Source organism: Rhizobium sp. SU303 (genome assembly GCF_021052345.1).
Classification (GTDB): Bacteria; Pseudomonadota; Alphaproteobacteria; order Rhizobiales; family Rhizobiaceae; genus Rhizobium; species Rhizobium laguerreae.
The window spans coordinates 3,634,861-3,656,929 of the sequence record NZ_CP088095.1 but is presented as its reverse complement, the minus strand read 5'-3'; the positions used below and the strand labels follow the sequence as shown (position 1 = coordinate 3,656,929).

The window sequence follows — 22,069 nt, the reverse complement described above, 5'->3', positions numbered from 1 at the left end:
GCCGTGCCGTTGCTATCAGAGTTGCCCGAAGTGGCATCACGTTCGCTGGCCACATGCTCTCTTGGAGAGGGCGTAATCTGAGAGGCTGCTCGCGCGTCCATCCATAGAATGAGCAGTTCGCGATATCGGCTCGACAGCTGCTCCCCTCAGCGTAGACCAAGATCCGCTATTGTAAGTCCTGCCTTACGAAGTCCTTCCACGCGGCGGTCAAAGTCCTCCGGGTTTCGAAATGGAAGGACCCGCCGGCGGCGCTCGACAGAAAAATCGGGATTGATCCGGAGTGCCTTCTCCCAGGCCTGCCGGCTCTCCTCCGGCCGGCCGAGGTGCCCATAGCATGAGGCAAGCAGGGCGTAGGCGGTCTCCGACTGGGAGTTTTGTTGGAGCCGCTGCTCGATGGCGACAATCGCTTGTTCATATTCGCCGAGAGAAAAGCGCGCATCGGCGCGAAATTGGAAGAGAATGTCCGGATGGTGCGGGTCGAGCCGCATCGATGCATCGAGTGTTTCCAGGGCGCCTGCGGGATCGCCGGAGAATATCTGGATATGGGCCATCAGTAGCAGAAGCTCTGCGGAGTTGGGCTGCAGCGCGAGGCCCTGCTGCACCTCTGCCCGCGCCCGGTCCAGTTCCCGGTTCCACATGCAAGCCATGCCCAGTGCGAAGCGGCCGTTGGGCTGTTCCTCGGCCATCTCCACGGCCTGCTGCGCGAGATCCTTCCCGATCCGCAGCGAGCCTTCTGGATCGGTGCTCCAGGCGTTGACGTAGTCGAGCACGTGGGTGAAGGAAATGAGGGCCTGGGCGGCTGCATATTGCGGATCGATGGCGATGGCGTCGGCCGCCAGGCTGCGGGCGGCTCTGTTTCCGGTTCGGGTATGGGCCGACGCCTGCTCGCGGCCACGTAACAACAACTCGTAAGCGTTGACATTGAGTGCGCGCCCTTGGACTAATCGATCCTGGTCGCCATGCGTGAGGTTCAGCCTGAGCGCGGCCACGATCTCCTGGGTGAGCTCATCCTGAACCGCGAAAATGTCGGTGAGGTCGCGATCAAACCGGCTGGCCCAGATATGTCCGCCATTGCTGGCGTCGATCAATTGGGCGGTGACACGCACACGGTTGCCGGCCTTGCGCACGCTGCCCTCAAGGACATAGCGGACGCCGAGCGCCTTGGCCATATCAGGCACCGAGGCTGTTACATTCTTGTAGACGAAGGATGAGTTGCGGGCGATGACGTGCAATTCGCACAGCTTCGAGAGGTCGGTGATGATGTCCTCGCTGATACCGTCGGAGAAATACTCCTGTTCGGCATCGCCGCTCATGTTGTTGAACGCCAGTACGGCGATGGACGGCTTGTCGGGAACGACCGGAACTGACGGCATTTCGATTGCGGGCCGCACCTGTCGTGCCGGGTTCGGCTGCGGAGTTCCGATCTGGAGCGAATAGACCTGCATCGGTTCAGCGATATTCTTAAGCTCAATTTTGCCGAGATCTGTCACGGCAAGGTCAAGCCGTGCTTTCACCTGGCGGTAGGCGTCTTCGGAAAGACAAATGGCGCCCGGCTTGGCAATTCCCTCCAACCGCGCGGCGATATTGACGCCGTCGCCCATCAAGTCGCCGTCATTCTCCTCGACCACATCTCCCAGATGGATCCCGACCCGGAACTCGATGCGATGTTCAGGCGACACGCCGATATTGCGCTCGACCATGGCAGTCTGCACTTCGATCGCGCAGCGCACGGCGTCCACGACGCTGCGAAACTCGATGAGGCTTCCGTCACCGGTACGCTTGACGACCCGGCCATTGTGCACGGCAATGGTCGGATCGACCAGGTCGCTGCGCAACGTTCTCAGCCGCGCCAGGATGCGATCCTCATCCGCACCGGCGAGGCGGCTGTAGCCGACCACATCTGCGACCAGGATCGCCGCCAGTTTTCGCGTCACGTTCGTAGGTCCCAATTCCTCGTCGGATCAAAATAACACAGTGTGATCGGCAACGCCGCCAAATCCGATTGCCTTCGCTAAGAAGCGGTCCGTGGCGGGTTGCTTGGACTTGAAGATGGTCGGTGAAGCCTAAGCGATATCCGCGGCTAAGCTCCGTCTTTCAGAGAGAAGGCAAGGACGTAGTCGCCGACATCTTTCGAATAGGGCGCGCCGCCAACCGATATCAGCACATACTGCTTGCCTGTTTTCGGTGAGACGTAGGTCATGGGTATCGCGCTCGAGCCGACCGGCAGGGGATATTTCCAGAGCTCGGCACCGTTCTCGGCGTCATAGGCGCGGATATAATAGTCCTGGAAGCCGGCGAAGAAGACGATTCCGCCGGCGGTCGCCGAAGTGCCGGCATAGCTCGGCAGGCCCATCGGCATAGGCAGCTTGGTTTTGATCTTGAACGGCCCAAGTTCTTCGGCTGTGCCGGCCGGAACCTGCCACGCGATCTTGCGCGTCTTCAGATCGACTGCAGTGACGGTGCCGAAGGGCGGTTGGGTGCAGGGAACGCGGAGCCTCGATGTCCACATCTCGGTGGCCATGGCGTAAGGCGTACCGCGCTGCGGGGCGGAGGGGCCGTGAGCAGTCGTGGTGAGGGCAAAGTCGACATACTCCTCGCGAGGGATGAGTGCAAAGAGACTGGGGACGCGGATATCGTTCATGAAGACCCTGTTGTTGGGCAGATCGACCGATACGCTTCCCCAGTTGAGGCCACCCAGATTTCCCGGCTGCTGGATTGCATATTGCGTGCCGATCGGGGTGAAATCGCCGTCATAGCGCATTTTGCGGAAGGCGATGCGGCATGCCAGTTGATCGAACATCGTCAGGCCCCAGGCCGTCTGCTCCGTCACGCGCTCCGCACCGATTGTCGGCATGCCGACGGAATAGGGCTGCGTCGGGGAGAGTTTCTCTTCCGGCACGCTGCCTTGCTGCGGCACCGGCTTCTCCTGAACTTCGGCAAGCGGTGTGCCGGTTCGGCGGTCGAGGAGAAAAAGCTGCCCGCGTTTGGTGGTCTGCAGCAGAGCAGGCACGGTGGCGCCATTGCCGTCAGGCAGATCGACCAGGGCCGGTTGGGCCGGCAGATCATAGTCCCAGATGTCGTGATGCACGGTCTGGAATTTCCATTTCTCCCGACCCGTCGTCACATCGAGTGCCACCAATGTCGCATTGTATTGATCGGCGAAGGCAGGGCGATTGACGCCGTAATAATCCGGCGTGGTATTGCCGAGCGGTGCATAGATGAGGCCAAGCTTGTCGTCGAATGCGGCCGTCGTCCACATGTTGGGCGTGGCCCGCGTATAAGTCTGGCCCTCCGGCGGGAGTTTGGTGATCTCCGGGTTGCCGAGATCCCATGCCCATTCAAGCTCGCCGGTGACGACGTTGAACGCACGGATGACGCCAGAGGGTTCGCCGACCTCCTGATTGTCCGTGACCCAGCCTCCGACGACGATCAGGTTGCGGGCAATCAGCGGCGCCGATGTCTGGAAATAATAGCCCGTCTTGACTTCGCCCATGCCCTGGGAAAGCTGCACGGTGCCATGGTCTCCGAACTCCTTGCAGGGCGCGCCGGTCTTGCTGTCGATCGCCAGGAGACGGGCATCGATCGTCGTCTGCACCAGGCGCTCATCGCAAAGACCATCGGCAGACTGCGCTTCCGTCGGCATCTTGTAGTAACCGAGGCCGCGGCAGCGTTGCCAATAAGGCGCCGTCGCCTTGGGATCGAAAGTCCAGCGGGGTTTGCCGGTATCTGCATCGAGCGCTGCGATCACATCTGTCGGCGTGCAGGTGTAAACGGTATCGCCGATCTGCAGAGGCGTGTTCTGATCGGCGCCATCGCCTTTTCCGGTGCGATATGTCCAGGCGAGATCGAGCTTGGAAACATTGCCGCGGTTGATCTGATCGAATGGGGAATAACGATCTCCTGCCGTGGTGCGGCCATAGGATGTCCAGTCGGAGGGAGAGTTGTCGCCCTTGGCGGTTTTATAGGCGGTGATGTCGGCGGAGGGGTGGATGATCCCATGCGGCACGAAGCTGAGACCGAAACCCGCGACAAAAATGAGAGCGGTCACCGAGGCGCCGCCATAAAAGAGCTTCCGGTTGGCGGTCGGGGAAAGCGACGGTGCAAAGAGAAGGGCAAAGCCCGCCAGCGCGATGGGGGACATCAAGCGGGCAAACAGCGCCCAGAAATTGAGACCCGACTCCCATAGCGCCCAGGGAAAGGTGAACATGGCGACAAGCAGGACGATGAGCCCGCCTACCGTCTTCCGGCGCCACAGCAGAAGCGCTGCAACCAGATAGGCAAGCCCGACGATCGCGTAATAGGGCGAGCCGCCGAGGCGCAGCAACCAGGCGCCGCCTCCGGTCAGCCCCAATCCGATAAGGGCGAGAACAATACAGAACAGGGTGGCCAGAAATTTCATAGTCTCCTCATCCAATCCGCCGCCCGATCACCTGGATTCCAACTCCGACCGTCGCATGGCCCTCGGGAAGCACAGGGCCATGGGTTGATGGTCAGAGACGCGTCTTCGGGAGAGGGCTGCTCTCTCGTTCAATTTTTACCTGATGTACCTGTGGTCACTGACACGCGGCCCCGACCCGGCAATGATGCCGCTGCCGCTCTGCGGCAACGGCTTGCCATTCCAAATCGGGTCAATACTTCTGAAAGGGGCACAGATGGTTCTCGGCGAAAAGCTTGATCTAGCGAACGGGCGACCGACAGGATTCGACTATATGCGATTGCTGTTAGCCTTTTCAGTGCTTTGGATACACACGGCCCGTGTCACCTATGGCGACGACCTGTTTCTCTGGGAGTCACCCTTCCGCCCTGTCATCAAGTCAGTTCTGCCCATGTTCTTTGTCCTGAGCGGGTTTCTGGTGGCTGGCAGTCTCGAACGATCGAAGACATTGATCTCTTTTCTCGGCAATCGATTTATCCGGATCTATCCCGCTCTCGCGGTAGAGGTGTTGCTGGCTGCCTTTATACTCGGAGCGATCTATACAGAGTATGACCTGCGTGACTATTTCACCGATCCTCAGTTCTTTACATATCTGATGAATGTCACAGGGCACATTCACTTCAATCTACCCGGGGTATTCCTGGATAATCCTGACGCCGCAATGGTGAACGGGCAGCTCTGGACGGTGCCCTTCGAGCTTGAGTGCTATGCCGTGATCGCCGCACTCTTCCTGCTCGGCGTGGTCAGGCGGCGGGTGATTGCCCTTATCGCCACGCCGGCGTTGATCATAGCCTTCGGTATTGCAAGATATTGGAAACATGGAAGCGATTGGGCAACTATGCCGACGACCGCGTCCGGCAATCTCCTCATTTGTGCTTTTCTTGTGGGGGTGACCTTCTATCTCTACAAGGACAAGGTTCTTTGGGACATCCGAATTTTCCTCGCCTCTGTGGCAATGATTTTGTGGGCCTACTGGTTCACCTCCTTTGGGGACTTCATTGCCATTCCGGCCATGGGATATGTCACGGTCTTCCTTGGTCTCACCTCGCCCCGCAAGCTCGGCGTCCTGCGTGGGGCCGACTACTCCTACGGCGTGTTCCTCTATGGCTATCCGATCCAACAGGCGTTCGTAGCGCTCGGCCCCTGGGCGCATAACTGGTGGTTGAACGGCATCGTCTGCAGCATTGTTGCCGCTTGCTTTGCCGCCTTCTCGTGGAGATTCATCGAAAAGCCGGCGTTGAAATTGAGGAAACAAGTCACCTGGCTGGAAAACCTCAGTCTCCAACGCAGCGTAAAACGGCAACTGGCCGGCGCGGTCTCGAAATAGGTTTGTCGATATCTGCCTCGAGGCTGGCAATTCCATCGCAGGTGCTCAACCGGCAAGGACATCAGCAGGGCTCGCCATAGCGGCGGCCCTGTTTCGTTGTTGCCTGACCGATCGCCTCAGATAAATATCCGGGTCCATCGTAGGGGCCGAGTTTTCCGGAGGCTGCTGCGCAACCTTGATGCGATCGATGTTGCGCTTGCCGGACGAGCATAAGTTGCCAGCGCATATGCGCTCAAGCATAAGCCTATGGCCAAATTCATCTTTTCAGGGATATCAAATGAGCGTTCAGTTCGGCGAGAGAACGCCGCAGCTGCATTATCGGCTCCTGTATAAGCCTCAGATACCTAAATCTTTCTGACCGCAATACCCAGGGATTTCTTGGGTTTAATCGGTAGAACGGCCCCGCTGGATGAATAGTCGAATATTCTCCGGCGTTGTCCGTCGATTTGCTGGACTGCTATTAGCAATATTTTAACCACAATAGGTAAAATACTTTGATCGGACTTCGTTTCGACTTTGGGTTTTGTCATGTCATCGAGGGCTGACGGTGGCTTGAAGGAGGTGTGAAGAGAGGATCAGAATAATGCTGAAAAGCACGCTCGTCGTGGTTGCCGTCTCTATCGCCGCCGGAGCGACCATTCGCGCCTCGGCCTTTGCAATCTTTGCATTTCTGGTGGTCACGGCCCTGGGCGGCGTGATCCTGCTGAAAGGTTCCTCCTTGACGGAGGCGGTCGTTTCTTGCGTCGAAGTGCTTGTATTGATGGAGATATGCTATCTGGCGGGTCTATTCGCCTTCTCCTTGTGGCATATTCAAAAGCGCCGGAAAAAGAACTCCATTACTGAGCGCTCCCATCTCACTGGCAAGCGTCCTCATGGGTAATGACATGGCCGACGCGGCAGGATGCTCGGTTGCGCTATGTCAGGGTGTCTAAAGCGCATCGCAATATTTTAGGTTAGCTTGCCGCGCCTTGGTCTTTGGTTTGCGCATGTCGTTGTCGCAAAACCGCAACACAGTTTTACGCGACATGCTTTAGGAATCGACTTTGGGCAGCAACGCGTGCCGGGAAAGCAGCGCCGACAGCGTTTTTGCCATGATCACGAAATCCAGCCTGAGCGTCCATTTGGACAAATATTCGACGTCGAGGGAAATTCCATTCGGATAGCTGACGTCGTTGTGCCCGCTAGTTTGCCAATGGCCAGTCAGGCCGGGACGGACGGCCATATAGGCATAGGCATGTTCACCGTAACGCGGCAGCTCTTCCTTGGTAATGGCGCGAGGCCCGACGAGGCTCATTTGACCCAGCAACACGTTGATCAATTGCGGAAGCTTGTCGAGGCTCGATCGCCTCAAAATATCGCCGACGACCGTGACGTGCGCGTCGGTCGTTGTGCCGGATCCTGTCGTCCGAAACTTGAGGCAACCAAACTCTTTTCCCTTATAACCGATCTTGCGATGAGAATTGAAAACAGGGCCCCAATCACTTAGCGTGACGATGACTGCCGCCGACAGAAGGAGCGGCGACAGAAAGAATAAGAAACTTGCCGCAATGATAATGTCCAATGCGCGCTTCAGAATTCTGCTGATCAGACGGGGTTGTGACGAATTGAATGGACGCCTTTCCTGTCGAGCCCTGGCGAAATCCCGCCAACGTTCGGTTGGGTTGATGCCCTGATTTTTTCCCGCCACCCCTGTCTCCGTTAGATGAATTCCAGAAATCACAGCCAAAGCTTTGTTTTAATGCAAGTTTGATGTCTGTGACCGAGGTCATAATCATGAATAAATTCTTTATACTCTAAAGAAATTCTTGTGAATATTAAAGGTATTACCTTTGCTTTTGACTATACAGCAGAAATGTTATTTAGTTTTATTTTAAAATTTGGTGTTGTTGTTATAATTGTTAGATGTATTCTGCAGGTAGGCAATTGTCATAAAATGTATAAAAATCGTCATGCAGCCCCAAAGACTTGTATGCGATAGAATTCAATATGAATTTTATTATATATAAAGATGAGGATTGTTCATAATTATGTATAGATTAAACACGAATTTTTTATTTTATTATTGTTTGACTTTCTAATTTAACCTATTACGAATGTCGCTCAAGACAAATAAGACAATTATTCTGTGTGGAGTTGTGCGTATGGACGGGGCGATCAGCACTAGAGACAACAGACCTAGAGGAAACGCAGCGCGAATAAGCGAAGCGGTTACTTGCGGGTCTGCAGGTATTGTTTACGACGGCCGCGCGGATTTGGATCACGAGTTCCCGTTTTGCCGCTCGAGTGTTCGAAAGTTTCGCCGCGGTGAGATTATTGCCGGCGCCGGCGTCGTCCTCGACGTGTTCGCCCGCGTACAGCGCGGAATGGTAAGCGCAAGCACCCCGCTTGCCGATGGACGAGAGTTCATCGTGGAAATCGTTCCGAAAGGCGGCTTGATCGGCGAATTGGAGGTGCTCCGCAAGCAGTCTCTCAGCCTGGAATATCGGGCCTCATCGGATTGCGAACTGCATTACTTCGACGGTCGGTTGCTGCGGGACCTGTGTGCGAACGATCCGCAATTTCAGGTGAAGATCCTGTCGAAGGCGCTGGCGCGTGTTTCCGAACTCGAACTGCGGATCATTTCCAATGCCGGATCTAGTCTAAGGCAGAGACTTGCCCGAACGCTGCTGCGTCTTTCTGCCCTCTACAGAATGGATGCGCAAAATAGCGGCGACGAGCTGATCATCTCCCAGCACGAGCTGGCCGCGACACTGCCGGCGTCGCGTGAAAAGGTCAACCAATGCCTGCGGCGCTTGCGCGAGAGCAAAGTGGTTGACGGGACACAGGGCAAAATCCGCATTCTCAATCGGAAGGCGCTGGAGGCTTATGCCGAGGGGGCGGGTCTCGCCTGAGACGTTGCCGCGATAAAAAAACGGAACGGCAGAAAAGCCTCGACAGAATCCGCCGTCCGCGGGTTTTGATAGACAGACGAGGCAGGCTGAAAGATCAGGTTGGCGCTTGTCTTCATGCACGTCGTCCCAAAATCGCTGCGTATTTTGGCGCGGCATACTTAGACTTCGCTCTCGGAAGCATTCCTCCAGTATTTCCAGCCTTCACCCTGTATGAGCCCGTGATCGGACAGGTCCTTCCAGCTTCTGTAGGTGCCCGTATCGTCATAAACGAAGTCATCCATGTCCTTGCCTGAGGAGTATACGGTATATTCTTCCGTATGTTGGGACCGGTGTGCCGCATCGGCGACTTTGTGCACGAAGGTCGACAGGAACTTGAAATGCAGAAGGGCGCCGGATACGCCGAGTGCTCCGCGCATGTCGCCCAAATTCAGGGAGAGCGGCCAGACCTGGTGCGATGATTTGAGAAACAGACGTTCACCCGCCACATAGACGAGGGGTATCTTGTTGAGCGCGGGGCCGTCCCAGAGCCGGTCGTGGAAATAGACGCGCCCGCGAACGCCGCCCTTAATCCATATCGTCCAGTTGCGTTTGTCGAAATGCGCCACATAGCCGGAGCGGTCGAAGAGATTGCAGACCTCGAGCGGGTTGCGACCGGGTTCGCATATGTTTTCGAGAACGGGATGCGGGCTGTACATGTCGATCATGACCGAGCGGAGGGAATGGCCGCCCATGGAGGCGATATAGGAAGTCAATTGATCAATCGGCCGTGTGTCGCAATGCGGATAGACCAGGAACTCGTCTGCATCGACATACAGGACCCACTTCTCCCGGCAGTGGCGGTTGATGACTTCGTTGATCCAGTCGTTTCCGAATCTCGCCGCCTTGTAGGAACCATGAGCCGAAAGAAGGGAGACATCGTCGAAGCCGGACAGCAACTCGGCCGTGCCATCGGTCGAGCCGTTGTCGATACAAATGAAGTGCTCGAAGCCGAGATCGCGATAATACTGAAGGAAGAAGGCCAACCGGTGCCCCTCGTCACGGATGACGCAGATGACGACGTGGCGCGCTTGCTTGAGCCCGTTGCGCAGCAGGTCATAGCGAACCTGCCGAGCCTTGATCGACCGGCGCAGACGGGCTTTCACGTAATGCGAGATACTGACGGCGGAAGCCCTATAACTCATATTCTGTCCTGAAGATTATCCATTCCTGGATACTTTGCGCTTCCGTCTGCAAATCCACGGCTCGACCGGCGACGCTGAGTTCAGTCACGCGGACATTCAAGTCGGACCAACAATACATCATCATACGGCGTAGTCGCCAACCAGCAGGCTCTGGACCCTAGGGTTGGGTCCTTCTTTCTCAATTGCGTGCTCGATGCGCGCCCGTATCGACCGGTATTTATACAGCATCTTCCGATCGAAGGTTATTCCGCGATACAGCGAGTTGTAAATCGGATGTGCTTTGCGCAGGTCGACGTATACCTGGCTTTCCTTATCGGTCCACGGAAAGAAAGTTCCATGCCATGGCTTCGGATGCGCCATATAATGGACGATCGACAAGGAGGACATGTTCACCAGATGAAGGAATTGTTTGGGAAAGTTCCAGCGGTTCGATACCAGGATCAGCGATGAACCGCAGACGTAATTCAATGCACCCTGATCATGTTTGCCCTCGCAGGCCTCGGGATTTCTAGCAAAAAGCTCGAGCGCCTCCTGCCCGATCCAGCCGTTTCGATGGAATTTCAGGACGCCTGCGTTGAAATAGTGGCTGTCCCTTCCGGTGTCGAGGAAGTCATGGATCGCCGTATAATCGCGCGCCGCGAAAAACCTGCCCTCGGGCACAGTGGCACTTTCGAACGCGCCGAGATCGCTGACGATCTGGGTATCCCCATCGAGGTAGATGATCTGGGTATAGTTGGAAGGCAGGATCTCACAAAGGACCAGCTTGGCCATTGTGCTGACGCTGATGCGTCCCTGGAAATGCGAACTGTCGAGCTTGCCGAGCGAGTCCTGCAGCGCTTCGGTCGCATCGGTCAATATGACCCCACTCCTTGCGAGCAGGGCTTTCAGTTCTTCGAAATTGTCGAGATGTTCCGACATCAGAACGCAGACGTCGGTCGCAGGGCTTGCGAATTTGCGAGCCTGAAGCGCCGAGAGAATGGTCGGAAATGAATACTCGACATCCGTGACGTAGACGACGCACTGGTTGTTCATGTCATCACCTTTCCGATTGTGCGCAATACAAGTGAATCGGTATTGTCTTTGCGAGGCGAGGGACCAGTTGTGAATTGAGCCGACGGGTCTGTCATATGAAGGCCCTGTTCGGTATATATAGGCCAGCATCCAGTGCGCTGGTGCTGAATCGGTGTCTGGCTGTCGGCGGCTTTTGTATGTTTCATTGTTGAGATATTCACCATGAAGAGTGCCTTGCCTGTCATAAGGCTATGTTTCGACATGTTGTTTCGCGGTACGGCGATTGGTGCCGGGACCCTTGTCGGAATACAGAGGGAAGGGGGGGTGTCATGTTGATCACCGCACTCGGGGCAACCGTGATTTCGATCGCTGCCGGGGCTTCCATCCGCGCCTGGGCTTTCGCGATTTTTGCAGTCCTGGTGGCAATCGGCTTCGGCGGCGTGGCTTTTGCTGGCGGGTCGTCCGTGATCGCGGCCATGCTCTCCGGTATCGCCATCCTCGTGCTCATGGAAATCGGCTATCTGGCAGGCGTGTTCCTGTCGGGGCTTTTGCGGCGCAGTGCCAAGCTGCGCGAAAACAATTCCGTTGCAGATAGCGTCGCGACCACCAGCGAGCGCCCGCAAGGCTGATGTCGACATAAAACCTACAGCATAACCCTCCGCGACTGACCTCCGACGGCGTTTGTTCGATGGACTGCTTTTACAGGCGATCCTGGAAAGATGCAGTGCGGCCGGCCGGCTTCGGCCCAATGCGGGCACGCCGATGGCTCGACGAGATTGCCATCCCGCGCCCTGGCGGAGTTCCAAAGCGGGCGTCATCGTGTTGAAAACATCGGCGCTCTCATCAGAGATGTCGATGTCTCCAGCGGGGTTCGATTAGCGAGCGATCGGGTCGCGCGCCGGGGAGAGGTATTGGTTGCCAGGCAGCCGGCCGCCAGACCTGCCGTGGTGCTGAACAGCAAGCCGAGATCCGTGCCGCTCCCCGATATCGCCGCGGAGGCGACCTGCGCGATGGATGCCATAACCGCAGCGTTTCCGATCGCGTGCGTCTCCCGGTCGCCTGACATGCGCCGACCGGAGGCCCTTGCAAGGCTGTACAGGAAGGCGGCGAAGAGAAGAGTGCCGGTCAATCCGACATTGGAGAGCAACGCAGCGATAAAACTCGATGCCCGAACCGTGCCGAGCCCAGCGCCGAAGGTGGCGGTATCGATGAATGCGATCAATGCCAGTGTATTCCAGGCGGTGCGCTCTTCGCCGGATTGCGATTGGAGCTTGTCCGACAAGGTGGTGCTCATCAGGCCGGCGATGGAATTCCACGCATCGGGGACAAGGCTGAGCGCGACGATGGCGCAGGGAATCAAAAACAGCGTGATCACCAGGAAAGTCACATGCGGGGTCTTGGCAGGGCCGCTGATCAGTCGTTTCAGGCAAAACAGAACGAACATGCAGACAACGAAAATGCCGGCAATATAGGCAGTTGTCGATGTGCAGAGGACGATCGTCGGGCCGATGAAAAGCGTTGCAAGTCCTGCCATACGGCTTTGGACGCGCTCCAGCCAGAGCAGAAGCGTGAAGGAAAAATAGGCTAATGCGACCGCGCCATAGGTGCTTGCTTCGGGGAAGGGGCCGACGATGCGTTTGAAGCCGCTGATCGTCTCGGCCGTATGCATCGTATAGTTCGCGTTTCTGATGACATCGAGCAGGTAGGACTGGTCAGTCAGGAATGTTCCGATATCAATCAATGCCAGGGTAAAACATGCGATCGAGGCGACGATTAACTGCAGTGCGATGAAACGGGCATAGCCGAGCCTGGCAAGCCCCGAGACGACGGCAAAGCAGGCGAGGTCGCCGAGCAGATAGACAGACTGGCTGAGATTGGACGAACCCGGCGACAGGGGAGCGGCCACCGTCGACATCATGCCCGTGGTGTCTCGTGCAGAAGAGTAGACGAGGGTCGCGCCTGCAAAGATGCGGGGCAAAAAGAAAGATGATGCCACGGAAAACAGGATGTAGGCGGCAAACCAGAAACCGGGACCCGGATAGGCCATGCTGGCGAGCGTCGCCTGTGTTTGAGCCGGGCGCAGCAGGGCGGCTACCACGAGAAAAAGCACGAGAAGATGGCTTGGCTGGATGCTGCTGCCGCCGAGCGCGGGCAATTGCAGAGCCGCGGCCGCTCCGAGCAGCGTCGACAGGCAAAGGGTCGTGATCGCAAAACGGGCCCCGTTGACCATGCTGAGCAGGCCAAGCAGCAGAACGATGAAGCCGATCGGTTCTATCGACATGCTTCAGATCCCGATCCGGACGGAGAGCGGCGGAGGCATCGGGTTTGCCGAAAACCGGCATCCGCCTTCCGACGCAATGCCCGAGGCGAAAGCCGCCAGCTGTCGTTAGTGGTCACGACCGCCCCCTAATTCGATCCCGTCTGGGATATCCAGCCGGGAGCCGTCTGATTGTCGCCTGCGACATCAGACAGCGGGACTGCCGAGCTTTGCTGCTGCGGCGCGGACTGCAGCTGCAGCGGCGGCGTCTGGAGATCCGTGTCGATGCCGATTTCGACGACATCATGCGGCCGCAAGCTGGTCGTCTCGTCCGCCTCGATGTTGCGATAGGTGCCATCGTCGTTGCGACGCACGATCCTGTAGTTCTTTTGCGCTCTGCCAAGACCCGGCGTGTTCATATTCATCTGGGCGAGTTGCGCGCTGTAGCCAGCCTGTTCGCCCAGAAGCTGGGCCACCTGGATGTCGATCGCAGCCCTGCCGATCGCGAGATTGACCTGGTTGAGCAGCTCCTGGTTTTCGCTGTTCTGCCGGTTGACGATATTAATCTTCGAGCGATCGGCTTCGCTGAGCCCCTGGCGAGCCGTGGTCAGGGCGACCTCGAGATCGATCAGAGTGCCTTGTGCATCCGCAACGCCGCGGTCGACCGTGACCTGCCGGGAATTGCTGACCAGGCCTTTGCTCACCAGGCTATTGACATTATCCAGTTCCTTTTGCGCAAGGTCGATCTGCCGCTTTTGCGAATTGATCTTGGCCTCGAGTGATTGGACCTGCTGGCCGTAGAGACGGGCGAGGTCGCTCGCCGCGTCGATCTGGCTTTCGATATCGACGCGTCGCAGCCGCATCAGGTTCAATTCCTGCGCCTTCAGCTTGTCCACATCGGGTGTTCCGGCGAGTTCTCCAGGGATATCGAAACTCTGTTCGCCGGCGATCTCGGCGCGCAACCGCGCCTGGCGCATCAGAAGATCGCGCCGGTTGAGAATGGCCGTTCGGTAGGCGCCGGCAGCCTGGATCCGGTCGCGCTCGAAGACGGTATTCTCTTCGCGCTCCCGAAGGAAGCCGCCGGCGATGCTGACGGCCTTCATGACCGTCATATCGGCCTCAAAAGCATAGCGCCCGGGGGTCTGCACGGTCCCGGTCACGAAGATCGGCGCATGCTGGGCTATTTCCACGGCGATGAACGGCTTTCCCGGCAGTTCCGCCTTTTCGGAGAGCGCGGTGGCGATCGCATCGGAAACCTGCTCCGTCGTCTTGCCGATCGCCTGCACCTGGCCGGCGATCGGAATCGCCAGATTACCGGCATCGTCAACTGTATATGTTCCGCCGAGGGCTTCCCAGCTGGCATACCGGGAATCCGACGATCGCCATTCGACGACACGCAGTCTCACCTGATCTTCCGGCACGAGGGTATAGTTTTCCGCATGGGCGACGCTCCAGCCGGTCACGCCGGAAAATACCAGCAAGGCAAGGGCGACGGAGATGAGGCGACCGGACAAGGATGTGCGCTGCATTGTCTGCTATCTCCGTTTCGTTGCGATCGACGGCGAAGGCATTTCGCGCGGCACGGGATTGCCGAATTCCAGGATGCGGGACGGAGAGGCGCGGCCGACAAGAAGATCGGATAGCGCCAGAAAATTGCCGTTCAAGCGTCCCCATCGGTCGATCAGGCGGTCATTGAATAATAGACCCCGCGTATTCGCCAGGATGTTGCGGCCGATCTGTGCGACAGCACGGCCCTTCGACATCGTGCCCTTCCGGATCAGGTAGACAGGATTGGCAACCTGCGAATAGCCGAGTCTTTGGCCGGGCTGGCGCCCGGATCTGACGCCGAGATGCACGCCGCGAGCGCCTTCGACACGCACGGACCTGCCGTAGCGGGCGATGGACCGGCTGAAGTCGACATCTTCGAGCCAGCCGTAGAGCGGTAGCTGTTCATCGAAGGCCAGCGCGTGCTGGAGAACGGGTGAAAGACGAACCGCCATGTTGCATCCGTAGGCGTTATAGACCTCCGTCACCTGCTCGGCCCCTTCACCGGCTGTTTCAAGAACCTGCAGGGCCTTTGACATGTTGAGGCCGCCATCGAGGATGCCGTCGGCCAGGACTTCGCCAGTGGCGATCGCCACGTCGGGGTTTGCTGCAAAGACCGACGCCATCCGCGACAGGAAGGTCGCGGCGGGAATGAAGTCGTCATCCAGGAAGATCAGAATATCCGTGTCGGCGGCGGCAGCCTGGATGATCCTGTTGCGTTGGGAGGTCAGGCCACGGCTGCCGACGATGACTTCCACATCGAGGCGGTTGGCGAGGCCGGCGGCGTCGTCGATCACGGGCACGCAGACGATCAGCCGCTCGGCCTGGTCCGGCAGGGCGGTGAGATAATCGACGGTCTCCTTGAGTATCGAGGGGCGGCCTGCCGAAGCAATCCCCACAGCCAGTCGCAATGGGCGGCGCGCGCGGCCCGCCATGGCTTTAGCGCCGCAAGGAACAGGCGCCGGTCCAATCGGGCTGTCCTGCCGGGTTGCTTCTGCCGAAGGTGAAGTCATGACTCTATTCTTTTCGGTGCATGGTTGATGATCGCGCCGAGGATCTCCGCGCCGACATTCCGCAGGGTCTCGATGACGTGCATGGTATCGTCGATCGAAGTGTGCCCGTGCGACGTGACCACGAGGACACCGTCCAACTCCGGCGCGATCGCATTGGCATCCGGCGAAGCAGAGAATGCGGAAATGTCGACGAATATGGCGTCGAACTCCTTCTTCAGTTCGGCGAAGCTCAACTGCGTGCGGCGGGAACTGAGGCGAATGGCCGGCGACACCGCTGCGACTTTGCCGAGGGGTAGGAATTTCAGCGTCGGGGTGAGGGGCAGTGCCGCCGTCCGGATCAGTTCGCCATTGTCGAGAACATCGACGAGGCCTGTTGAACTATGGGGCGCGATCGATTTGCTCAGCGATGATTTCTGTGCAGCCGCATCGATCAGCAGCGTCTGCGCTCCTGATATCGACGAGAGCACCGCAAGTTCGCATGCGATGGTCGATGCCCCGCTGCCGGGATTGACAGCGACGATTCCGATGACGACCCGGCGTTTGCGCCGAAGACCAACGACCGTCGCGCTCAGCTCCGCCATGCCTGGGATAACAGGATAGGCGGCTGCGGTGCTGCTGCCGGTACCGGCAGCGAGGAAACGCGCAGAGTGACCATTCCTGGTCCTCGATGTCGCCAGCAAAGTGACAAAGGGCAGCCCACCGGCATCCGCGATCTGATTGGGCCGGACGATCCGGCGATCGCCGGCGTGCCTTATCAGGGCGAGTGCGAAGCCGACGCCAAGACCAACCGCCGCCGCAAAGGCGATGATGAGCGTGCTGCGTGGTCTGGCTTTCGAAAGAGGCAGGGTGGCCCGAGAGACGATCGTGGCATCCGACACCGGGTAGGTGATGCGCTGCTTGGCTTCCGTCAGCTGGTTCAAGGTATTTTCATAAAGGGTGCGGCGGGCGTCAGTCGCGCTCTGCAGCTCCGCAAGCTTGAACTGATCGCGCGGATTGCTCGTGAAGCTGGCCAGGGCGCTGGCAGCTTCGGCCAGTCCGCGCTGCTGCTCGCTTACGAATCTGGTCAGCCATTCGCTGTATTGCCGGGACGCGTTGGCCTTCATCGCGATATTCTTCTGGATATACTGCCTGGCCAGCGTGTCGGCGATGTCGACGGCCTGCTGCGGGGTCGACGCCGCAGCCGATATCTCGATGATCGTCGAACTCCCAATCCGGCGTACTCCCATCATGTTCAGCAGCGTGGCGACCGCCCGGTCATGGATCCGCCCGTCCTCGATCTGCTGTTGCGGCTGTGTGTCACGCGGTCCTGGGCCTGCCGCTTCCTGCGATGCCGTATCCGGTTCGGAAGAAGCGCCCATCAACCAGTTCTTTGCCCTATCCTGCAGCGAAGGCGTCTGATCGACAAAGTCAGGATCGGCATCGAGACCAAGTGCCGTTACCGTTCCACCGACGACATCGCTGGATTTGGCGATCTCCAACTGTCCCTCGATGAACGCGTCTTCCGCGAAAGCCCTCTGTGCTTCGGAGCCGCTGACCTGGGGGACGATCACAAGTTGCGTGTTGGCAACGAACGTCGGTTTGGCGGTCAGCACGTAGCTCCCTGCCAATACGAGGAAAGCGAAAGTCGTAGCCGCAATCCACAGCCAGCGCATTCTGAGAAAGAAGAGCATATCCCGCAAGGTGAGCGGCGAATTCCCGCCAGTGGCTGCGGGAGGCAGAGATATCGGAGAAACACCGCTGAAGATCGTGCTTGAGGTCATGTCGTCCTAATCCAGAATGGCGAGCTCACGGAGTAACCAGGTAATGGCAGCTTGGAGGGACGGGGAAGTAGCGTGTCTTCCGATTCCAGGCATGATCGGCGGCTCTCCCCATGAATGCTCAATACGAGCCGCGCTGCGAAAACAGAGCGGGAATGGTCTTGGCAATGATGATGAAGTCCCGGCCGAGCGACCAGTTGCTGAGATAGTGAACGTCGAGGGAAACCCGGTACTCGTAACTGACATCATTGCGCCCGCTGGTCTGCCAGTGACCGGTCAGGCCCGGGCGGACGGCCATGTAGGCCCATATATGCTCGCCGTAGCGCGGCAATTCCTCGGCCGTGATCGGCCGGGGGCCGACGAGGCTCATGTCGCCACGCACGATATTGATCAGTTGGGGAAGCTCGTCGATGCTCGACCGCCTGAGGATATCACCGACGGCCGTGATCCTCGGATCGTCCTTCAGCTTGCGTGTCTCTTCCCATTCGCTTCGCGCAGCCGGGTTGTTTTGCAGCAATTCGGCAAGCTGAGCACTCGCATTGGTCTTCATCGTGCGAAACTTCAAGCATCCGAACGGCGCTCCGCCGACGCCGATGCGCGTATGGGAATAAAAGACCGGGCCGCGGTCGCTCATCTTCACGATCATTGCGACGATCAACAGAAGCGGCGAAAGCAGGATCAGCGCCGTGACTGCGATCACAAGGTCTAGCGCGCGCTTCGACGATCTGCCTGCCGCACGAGGCCGGGACGAATGGAGATCGCCGTCTTTCGCGGACCGTCCGACACGCGACCAAGCCTCGAAACTATGTGCTTCCCATGTCATCGGTGGTCTCCAAAACATTCCGATTAAGAACCGTTCAAAGTTTGCTGCGCCGCACTCTGGTTGTCTGTTACCAAGGTCATAATCCTTAACAAATTCTTTATGCTACTAACAGGCAATCGAGAATTCGGATTACACCTTGATGGCCTTCTTTTCATATAAAACGACAATCTAATCTAATTCGTGGTGATTATCATCTGACGCTTATTTATCAGTTTTGATGTCATCACTTTGATTATTGCCGTTTTTTATTCAGTAAGCCATTTTAATAGGCAGTGATCTTCGATCGTGTGGCGGTTTTTTGGCTTCCTTGAGATTTTTGGTCCTTTTTACGGCGTATATTTTGTTTTGAAGTTAAATATATACTTTATCTTTACGTCATATCTCCGTGATGTTATTTGACTCTCATATTAAGACAATATAAATGATGCAGTGCAGCATTGCCTAGGTTATCGAGTGGAGTTATGCGCATGGATGGGGCGACACACGCATCAGATCGCAGGGCCGGCATCGGCGAGGCGGCGATATCGGCTAACGGCGGCATTCATCTGAACAGCCGCATCGTCATCGACGACGAATTCCTTTCCTGCCGGTCGAGCGTCCGGCGTTTCCGGCGCGGCGAGATCATCGCTGGGGCCGGCGTCCTCGTCGATACGTTCGCGCGCGTCCATTCGGGGGTGGTCAGCGCCAGCACGATGCTGCCCGACGGCCGGGAATTCATCGTCGAAATCATTCCGAAATCCGGCCTCATCGGCGAGCTCGAGGTTCTGCGCAGGCAGACATTGAGCCTCGAATACCGCGCCGGTTCCGCCTGCGAACTGCATTTCTTCGAAGGCCGGCTGTTGCGCGACATGTACGCCAGCGATCCCTGCTTTCGCGAAAAGGTCTTCTCCAGGGCGCTGGCGCGTATTTCAGAGCTCGAACTCCGGATCATTGCGAATGCGGCGTCGAGCCTGCAATCGAGGCTGGCCAGCACGCTGCTGCGGCTCTCCACTGTTTATGGAAAAGATGCGGCAAACAGCGGCGACGAACTGATCATCTCGCAAAATGATCTGGCCGCGACGCTGCCGGCGTCCCGCGAGAAGGTCAATCAATGCCTGCGGCGCCTGCGGGAAGGCAAGATTATCGACGGGGGCCAGGGCAAGATCCGCATCCTCAACCGCAAGGCGCTGGAGGCCTGTGCCAACGGCGCAGTTTCGGTGAAGTGATGCGCCCGTCGCTTCCCGAGGCCCTCCGATCCGCCGCAAACGTCGGCCGGTTTCCCGGCTCAGGCACGACAAAGATCGATCGCGTTGTCATCATCGACGACTATTCGGCGGCCAGAGGCGGTGCGACGGCGCTGGCGGTGTTGTCCGCCAAGCTTTTTCGGGGCCTCGACATCCCTGTGACTTATATTTGCGGAGATGACGCCGCCAATGCGGAGCTCGTCGCACTCGGGGTCTTAATGGTCGGGCTGAACAGCCGCGATCTGCTCAGCGCCGAGCGTGCGAAGGCTTTCGTGACCGGCATTCACAATGGCGCCGCCGTCCGCATGGTCGCGAACTGGATTGCCGCAAACGACACCGCCAACACCGTCTACCATGTGCATGGCTGGCACCAGATCCTGTCTCCGGCGATTTTCAGGGCATTGATGCCGGTCGCCAGACGATGTGTGGTGCACGCGCATGATTTCTTCACGGCCTGCCCCAACGGCGCTTTCTTCGACTATCAGGCTCAGGAAGTCTGCCTTCGACGCCCGCTCGGCGGAAGCTGCATTGCGACGGCCTGCGACAAGAGAAGTTATTCGCACAAATTGTGGCGGGTTGCCCGCGGCTCCAATATCCTCCGGCGGCTGAAGGATCAGGCCGATTTCGGCCGGATCATCCTGCTGCACGAGAAGATGGCAAGCTTCCTCGTCGGCGCCGGATATCGGCCCGAACGACTGACGACAATCCGCAATCCCGTCGCTCCGCTCTCCATCAAACGCATCGAGGCGGAGGCCAATGACGAGTTCGTCTTTATCGGGCGGCTCGATGAGGAGAAGGGCATAGAGGATGCCGTGGCCGCCACCCGCAAAGCGGGCGTCAGGCTCTGCGTGATCGGGGACGGGCCGCTGATGTCGATGGTTGCGGCTTCGGGAGATCACGTTAGGGCCGTTGGCTGGCAGTCGCATGCGGAGATCGGCCCGACCATCCGCAAGGCGCGTGCACTGTTGATGCCGTCTCGCTATCCCGAGCCATTCGGCCTCGTCGCTATCGAAGCGGCCAGGAGCGGTCTGCCGGTCATCATGTCGCGCAGCGCCTTTCTTGCCGAAGAAATGCAAAGAGCCGGCATGGCAATCGCCTGCGATACGGTTGACGAAAGCGCCTTTGCCGATACTTTGACGCGATTTAGCCAAATGCCGAGGCACGAGGTCCGCGCCATGAGCGAGCGGGCTTTCCTGAAGTCGCCGGATCTTGCGTCGACACACGAGGAATGGCGCGACGCGCTTCTTTCCGAATATCACAGCCTAATTTCGACGAATGCGGTTCCCCAGCTGACAGACGGTGTGGCGATACAAGGAGTACTGAGTTGACCCTTAAGGCAACAACCTCTCTTCCCGACGCGAGGGCATTTCTCGGCGATGCGCCTGTCATGGCGAAAAGACGTGTCACTGAGGCCGGAAGCGCGAGCGATACCAAGCAGCTTCGTGTCGCCATCGTGCATTATTGGCTCGTTTCGATGCGCGGCGGCGAGAAGGTCGTCGAAGAGCTGTGCCGCATGTTTCCGCAGGCCGACATCTTCACCCTCGTCTGCAACCGGGATCGGATCAGCGATTTTCTGAAGACGCGGAACATCCGCACATCCTTCCTGCAGAAGATCCCCGGTGCAAAGCGGCATTATACCAAGATGTTGCCGCTGATGCCTTTCGCGCTCGAGCAGTTCGATCTGCAGGATTACGATCTCGTGCTGTCGAGCGAATCCGGACCCGCAAAGGGCATCATCACGCGTGCCGACGCCCTGCATGTCTGCTACTGCCATTCGCCGATGCGCTACATCTGGGATCAGTTCCATGTCTACCGCCATGGCCTGCCTTGGGTGGGTCGCGCAATGATGTCGATCACTGCACCCATGCTGCGCGCCTGGGACGTGACGACCTCCTCGCGGGTCGACGTGTTCGTTGCCAATTCCGATTATGTTGCAAGCCGCATCCGCCGCTTCTACGACCGGGAATCCATCGTCATCCATCCGCCGGTTGCGACCGACGATTTTGCGGTGGGGAAGGGGAAGGGCGAGTTCTATCTCTATGCGGGACAGCTGACCACCTACAAGCGGCCGGATATCGCCGTTCGCGCCTGCACCGAGGCCGGCCGGAAACTGGTCGTGATCGGCGAGGGTGAACAACTGGCCTATCTGAAGTCGATCGCCGGACCGACCGTCCAGTTCCTCGGCCATCAGCCCTTCAACGTTCTGCGCGACCACCTGTCGCGATGCCGTGCCCTCTTGTTTCCGGGCACGGAGGATTTCGGCATCCTGCCGGTGGAAGCCATGGCATCAGGGCGGCCGGTCCTGGCTTTCGACGCCGGCGGCGCCAGGGAAACCGTTTCCTCGCCGCAGGTCGGTTTTCGCTTCGCTGAGCAGACCACGGAAGCTTTGTTGGAAACGATGGCGGCGTTCGAAGAGGTGGAGGACGATATCGATCCGAATGCCATCCGCGCGCACTCGCTGAAATTCTCTTCCACCGTGTTTCGCGACCGTCTGTCCAGCCTGATCGAGCAGCAACTGACCAGCCATGGCGACCGATCCGCCGAGGTCCTCAGAAGACGGGCGGGCTGAGAGCAAGGAACTGCCTGTCTTGCCGCTGCGACCGAAA

Annotated in this window: 17 protein-coding genes; 7 read left to right on the top strand and 10 right to left on the bottom strand. The window is 58.3% G+C overall.

Annotated elements, in window-relative coordinates:
- Nucleotides 1–146: 146 nt before the first annotated feature.
- Together RlegSU303_RS18200 and RlegSU303_RS18195 are read right to left on the bottom strand one after the other, a co-directional pair.
- Nucleotides 147–1,934, bottom strand: a complete 1,788-nt coding sequence (locus tag RlegSU303_RS18200) for a tetratricopeptide repeat protein (protein WP_131622841.1) — start codon at nucleotides 1,932–1,934, stop codon at nucleotides 147–149.
- A gap of 146 nt (nucleotides 1,935–2,080) precedes the next feature.
- On the bottom strand, nucleotides 2,081–4,399 hold the full coding sequence (locus tag RlegSU303_RS18195) for a membrane-bound PQQ-dependent dehydrogenase, glucose/quinate/shikimate family (RefSeq protein ID WP_131719222.1): 2,319 nt from the start codon (nucleotides 4,397–4,399) through the stop codon (nucleotides 2,081–2,083).
- A 142-nt stretch (nucleotides 4,400–4,541) separates the two neighbouring features.
- On the opposite strand from RlegSU303_RS18195, the gene RlegSU303_RS18190 reads away from it, so the two are divergent.
- Both RlegSU303_RS18190 and RlegSU303_RS18185 read left to right on the top strand, forming a co-directional pair.
- A complete protein-coding gene (locus RlegSU303_RS18190) occupies nucleotides 4,542–5,762 on the top strand; it encodes an acyltransferase family protein (RefSeq protein WP_205928062.1) in 1,221 nt (406 codons plus the stop codon).
- Between the two features lie 583 nt (nucleotides 5,763–6,345).
- Complete coding sequence (locus RlegSU303_RS18185; protein WP_011653268.1) at nucleotides 6,346–6,642, top strand: hypothetical protein; 297 nt, start codon at nucleotides 6,346–6,348, stop codon at nucleotides 6,640–6,642.
- A gap of 150 nt (nucleotides 6,643–6,792) precedes the next feature.
- Here the strand turns inward: RlegSU303_RS18185 and RlegSU303_RS18180 are convergent, their stop codons facing one another.
- A complete protein-coding gene (locus tag RlegSU303_RS18180) occupies nucleotides 6,793–7,449 on the bottom strand; it encodes a sugar transferase (RefSeq protein WP_131719221.1) in 657 nt (218 codons plus the stop codon).
- A gap of 454 nt (nucleotides 7,450–7,903) precedes the next feature.
- Here RlegSU303_RS18180 and RlegSU303_RS18175 point away from each other — a divergent pair, with 454 nt between their 5' ends.
- Entirely contained in the window at nucleotides 7,904–8,653 is a 750-nt protein-coding gene (locus tag RlegSU303_RS18175; RefSeq protein WP_026158838.1) for a Crp/Fnr family transcriptional regulator, read from the top strand.
- A gap of 158 nt (nucleotides 8,654–8,811) precedes the next feature.
- Here RlegSU303_RS18175 and RlegSU303_RS18170 read toward each other — a convergent pair whose 3' ends face one another.
- Together RlegSU303_RS18170 and RlegSU303_RS18165 are read right to left on the bottom strand one after the other, a co-directional pair.
- Nucleotides 8,812–9,834: a glycosyltransferase family 2 protein gene (locus tag RlegSU303_RS18170; protein WP_131719220.1), complete on the bottom strand. Its 1,023-nt coding sequence runs from the start codon at nucleotides 9,832–9,834 to the stop codon at nucleotides 8,812–8,814.
- Between the two features lie 120 nt (nucleotides 9,835–9,954).
- Complete coding sequence (locus RlegSU303_RS18165) at nucleotides 9,955–10,866, bottom strand: glycosyltransferase family 8 protein (RefSeq protein ID WP_072637349.1); 912 nt, start codon at nucleotides 10,864–10,866, stop codon at nucleotides 9,955–9,957.
- 308 nt (nucleotides 10,867–11,174) lie between these two features.
- Between RlegSU303_RS18165 and RlegSU303_RS18160 the strand changes: the two genes are divergently transcribed.
- Nucleotides 11,175–11,474, top strand: coding sequence for a hypothetical protein (locus RlegSU303_RS18160; protein ID WP_131719219.1), 300 nt, complete (start codon nucleotides 11,175–11,177; stop codon nucleotides 11,472–11,474).
- Nucleotides 11,475–11,659: 185 nt separating this feature from the next.
- On the opposite strand, the gene RlegSU303_RS18155 is transcribed toward RlegSU303_RS18160, so the two are convergent.
- From RlegSU303_RS18155 to RlegSU303_RS18135, 5 genes are all read right to left on the bottom strand, one after another.
- Entirely contained in the window at nucleotides 11,660–13,126 is a 1,467-nt protein-coding gene (locus RlegSU303_RS18155) for a hypothetical protein (RefSeq protein ID WP_131622851.1), read from the bottom strand.
- 125 nt (nucleotides 13,127–13,251) lie between these two features.
- Nucleotides 13,252–14,631: a polysaccharide biosynthesis/export family protein gene (locus RlegSU303_RS18150; RefSeq protein ID WP_017961824.1), complete on the bottom strand. Its 1,380-nt coding sequence runs from the start codon at nucleotides 14,629–14,631 to the stop codon at nucleotides 13,252–13,254.
- Nucleotides 14,632–14,637: 6 nt separating this feature from the next.
- The gene (locus tag RlegSU303_RS18145; protein WP_205928060.1) at nucleotides 14,638–15,660 is read right to left on the bottom strand and encodes a glycosyltransferase family 2 protein; all 1,023 of its coding nucleotides are present in this window, start codon (nucleotides 15,658–15,660) and stop codon (nucleotides 14,638–14,640) included.
- A complete protein-coding gene (locus RlegSU303_RS18140; RefSeq protein WP_017961822.1) occupies nucleotides 15,657–17,420 on the bottom strand; it encodes a polysaccharide biosynthesis tyrosine autokinase in 1,764 nt (587 codons plus the stop codon). The genes RlegSU303_RS18145 and RlegSU303_RS18140 overlap by 4 nt, the downstream gene beginning before the upstream one ends.
- Before the next feature lie 118 nt (nucleotides 17,421–17,538).
- On the bottom strand, nucleotides 17,539–18,240 hold the full coding sequence (locus RlegSU303_RS18135; RefSeq protein ID WP_017961821.1) for a sugar transferase: 702 nt from the start codon (nucleotides 18,238–18,240) through the stop codon (nucleotides 17,539–17,541).
- A gap of 467 nt (nucleotides 18,241–18,707) precedes the next feature.
- Here RlegSU303_RS18135 and RlegSU303_RS18130 point away from each other — a divergent pair, with 467 nt between their 5' ends.
- From RlegSU303_RS18130 to RlegSU303_RS18120, 3 genes are read left to right on the top strand one after another with little or no spacing between them, the layout of a single operon-like run.
- A complete protein-coding gene (locus RlegSU303_RS18130) occupies nucleotides 18,708–19,445 on the top strand; it encodes a Crp/Fnr family transcriptional regulator (protein ID WP_026158836.1) in 738 nt (245 codons plus the stop codon).
- Entirely contained in the window at nucleotides 19,442–20,791 is a 1,350-nt protein-coding gene (locus RlegSU303_RS18125; RefSeq protein WP_205928059.1) for a glycosyltransferase family 4 protein, read from the top strand. Before RlegSU303_RS18130 ends, RlegSU303_RS18125 begins: the two co-directional genes overlap by 4 nt.
- Entirely contained in the window at nucleotides 20,788–22,032 is a 1,245-nt protein-coding gene (locus RlegSU303_RS18120) for a glycosyltransferase family 4 protein (RefSeq protein ID WP_131719217.1), read from the top strand. Before RlegSU303_RS18125 ends, RlegSU303_RS18120 begins: the two co-directional genes overlap by 4 nt.
- The last annotated feature ends 37 nt before the right edge of the window (nucleotides 22,033–22,069 follow it).

What these genes read in the sequence shown, in the direction of transcription:
- RlegSU303_RS18195 (WP_131719222.1), bottom strand. Translation starts at nt 4,399, where the DNA reads ATGAAATTTCTGGCCACCCTGTTCTGTATTGTTCTCGCCCTTATCGGA.
- RlegSU303_RS18190 (WP_205928062.1), top strand. Translation starts at nt 4,542, where the DNA reads ATGTACCTGTGGTCACTGACACGCGGCCCCGACCCGGCAATGATGCCG.
- RlegSU303_RS18185 (WP_011653268.1), top strand. Translation starts at nt 6,346, where the DNA reads ATGCTGAAAAGCACGCTCGTCGTGGTTGCCGTCTCTATCGCCGCCGGA.
- RlegSU303_RS18175 (WP_026158838.1), top strand. Translation starts at nt 7,904, where the DNA reads ATGGACGGGGCGATCAGCACTAGAGACAACAGACCTAGAGGAAACGCA.
- RlegSU303_RS18170 (WP_131719220.1), bottom strand. Translation starts at nt 9,834, where the DNA reads ATGAGTTATAGGGCTTCCGCCGTCAGTATCTCGCATTACGTGAAAGCC.
- RlegSU303_RS18165 (WP_072637349.1), bottom strand. Translation starts at nt 10,866, where the DNA reads ATGAACAACCAGTGCGTCGTCTACGTCACGGATGTCGAGTATTCATTT.
- RlegSU303_RS18160 (WP_131719219.1), top strand. Translation starts at nt 11,175, where the DNA reads ATGTTGATCACCGCACTCGGGGCAACCGTGATTTCGATCGCTGCCGGG.
- RlegSU303_RS18155 (WP_131622851.1), bottom strand. Translation starts at nt 13,126, where the DNA reads ATGTCGATAGAACCGATCGGCTTCATCGTTCTGCTGCTTGGCCTGCTC.
- RlegSU303_RS18150 (WP_017961824.1), bottom strand. Translation starts at nt 14,631, where the DNA reads ATGCAGCGCACATCCTTGTCCGGTCGCCTCATCTCCGTCGCCCTTGCC.
- RlegSU303_RS18145 (WP_205928060.1), bottom strand. Translation starts at nt 15,660, where the DNA reads ATGACTTCACCTTCGGCAGAAGCAACCCGGCAGGACAGCCCGATTGGA.
- RlegSU303_RS18140 (WP_017961822.1), bottom strand. Translation starts at nt 17,420, where the DNA reads ATGACCTCAAGCACGATCTTCAGCGGTGTTTCTCCGATATCTCTGCCT.
- RlegSU303_RS18135 (WP_017961821.1), bottom strand. Translation starts at nt 18,240, where the DNA reads ATGACATGGGAAGCACATAGTTTCGAGGCTTGGTCGCGTGTCGGACGG.
- RlegSU303_RS18130 (WP_026158836.1), top strand. Translation starts at nt 18,708, where the DNA reads ATGGATGGGGCGACACACGCATCAGATCGCAGGGCCGGCATCGGCGAG.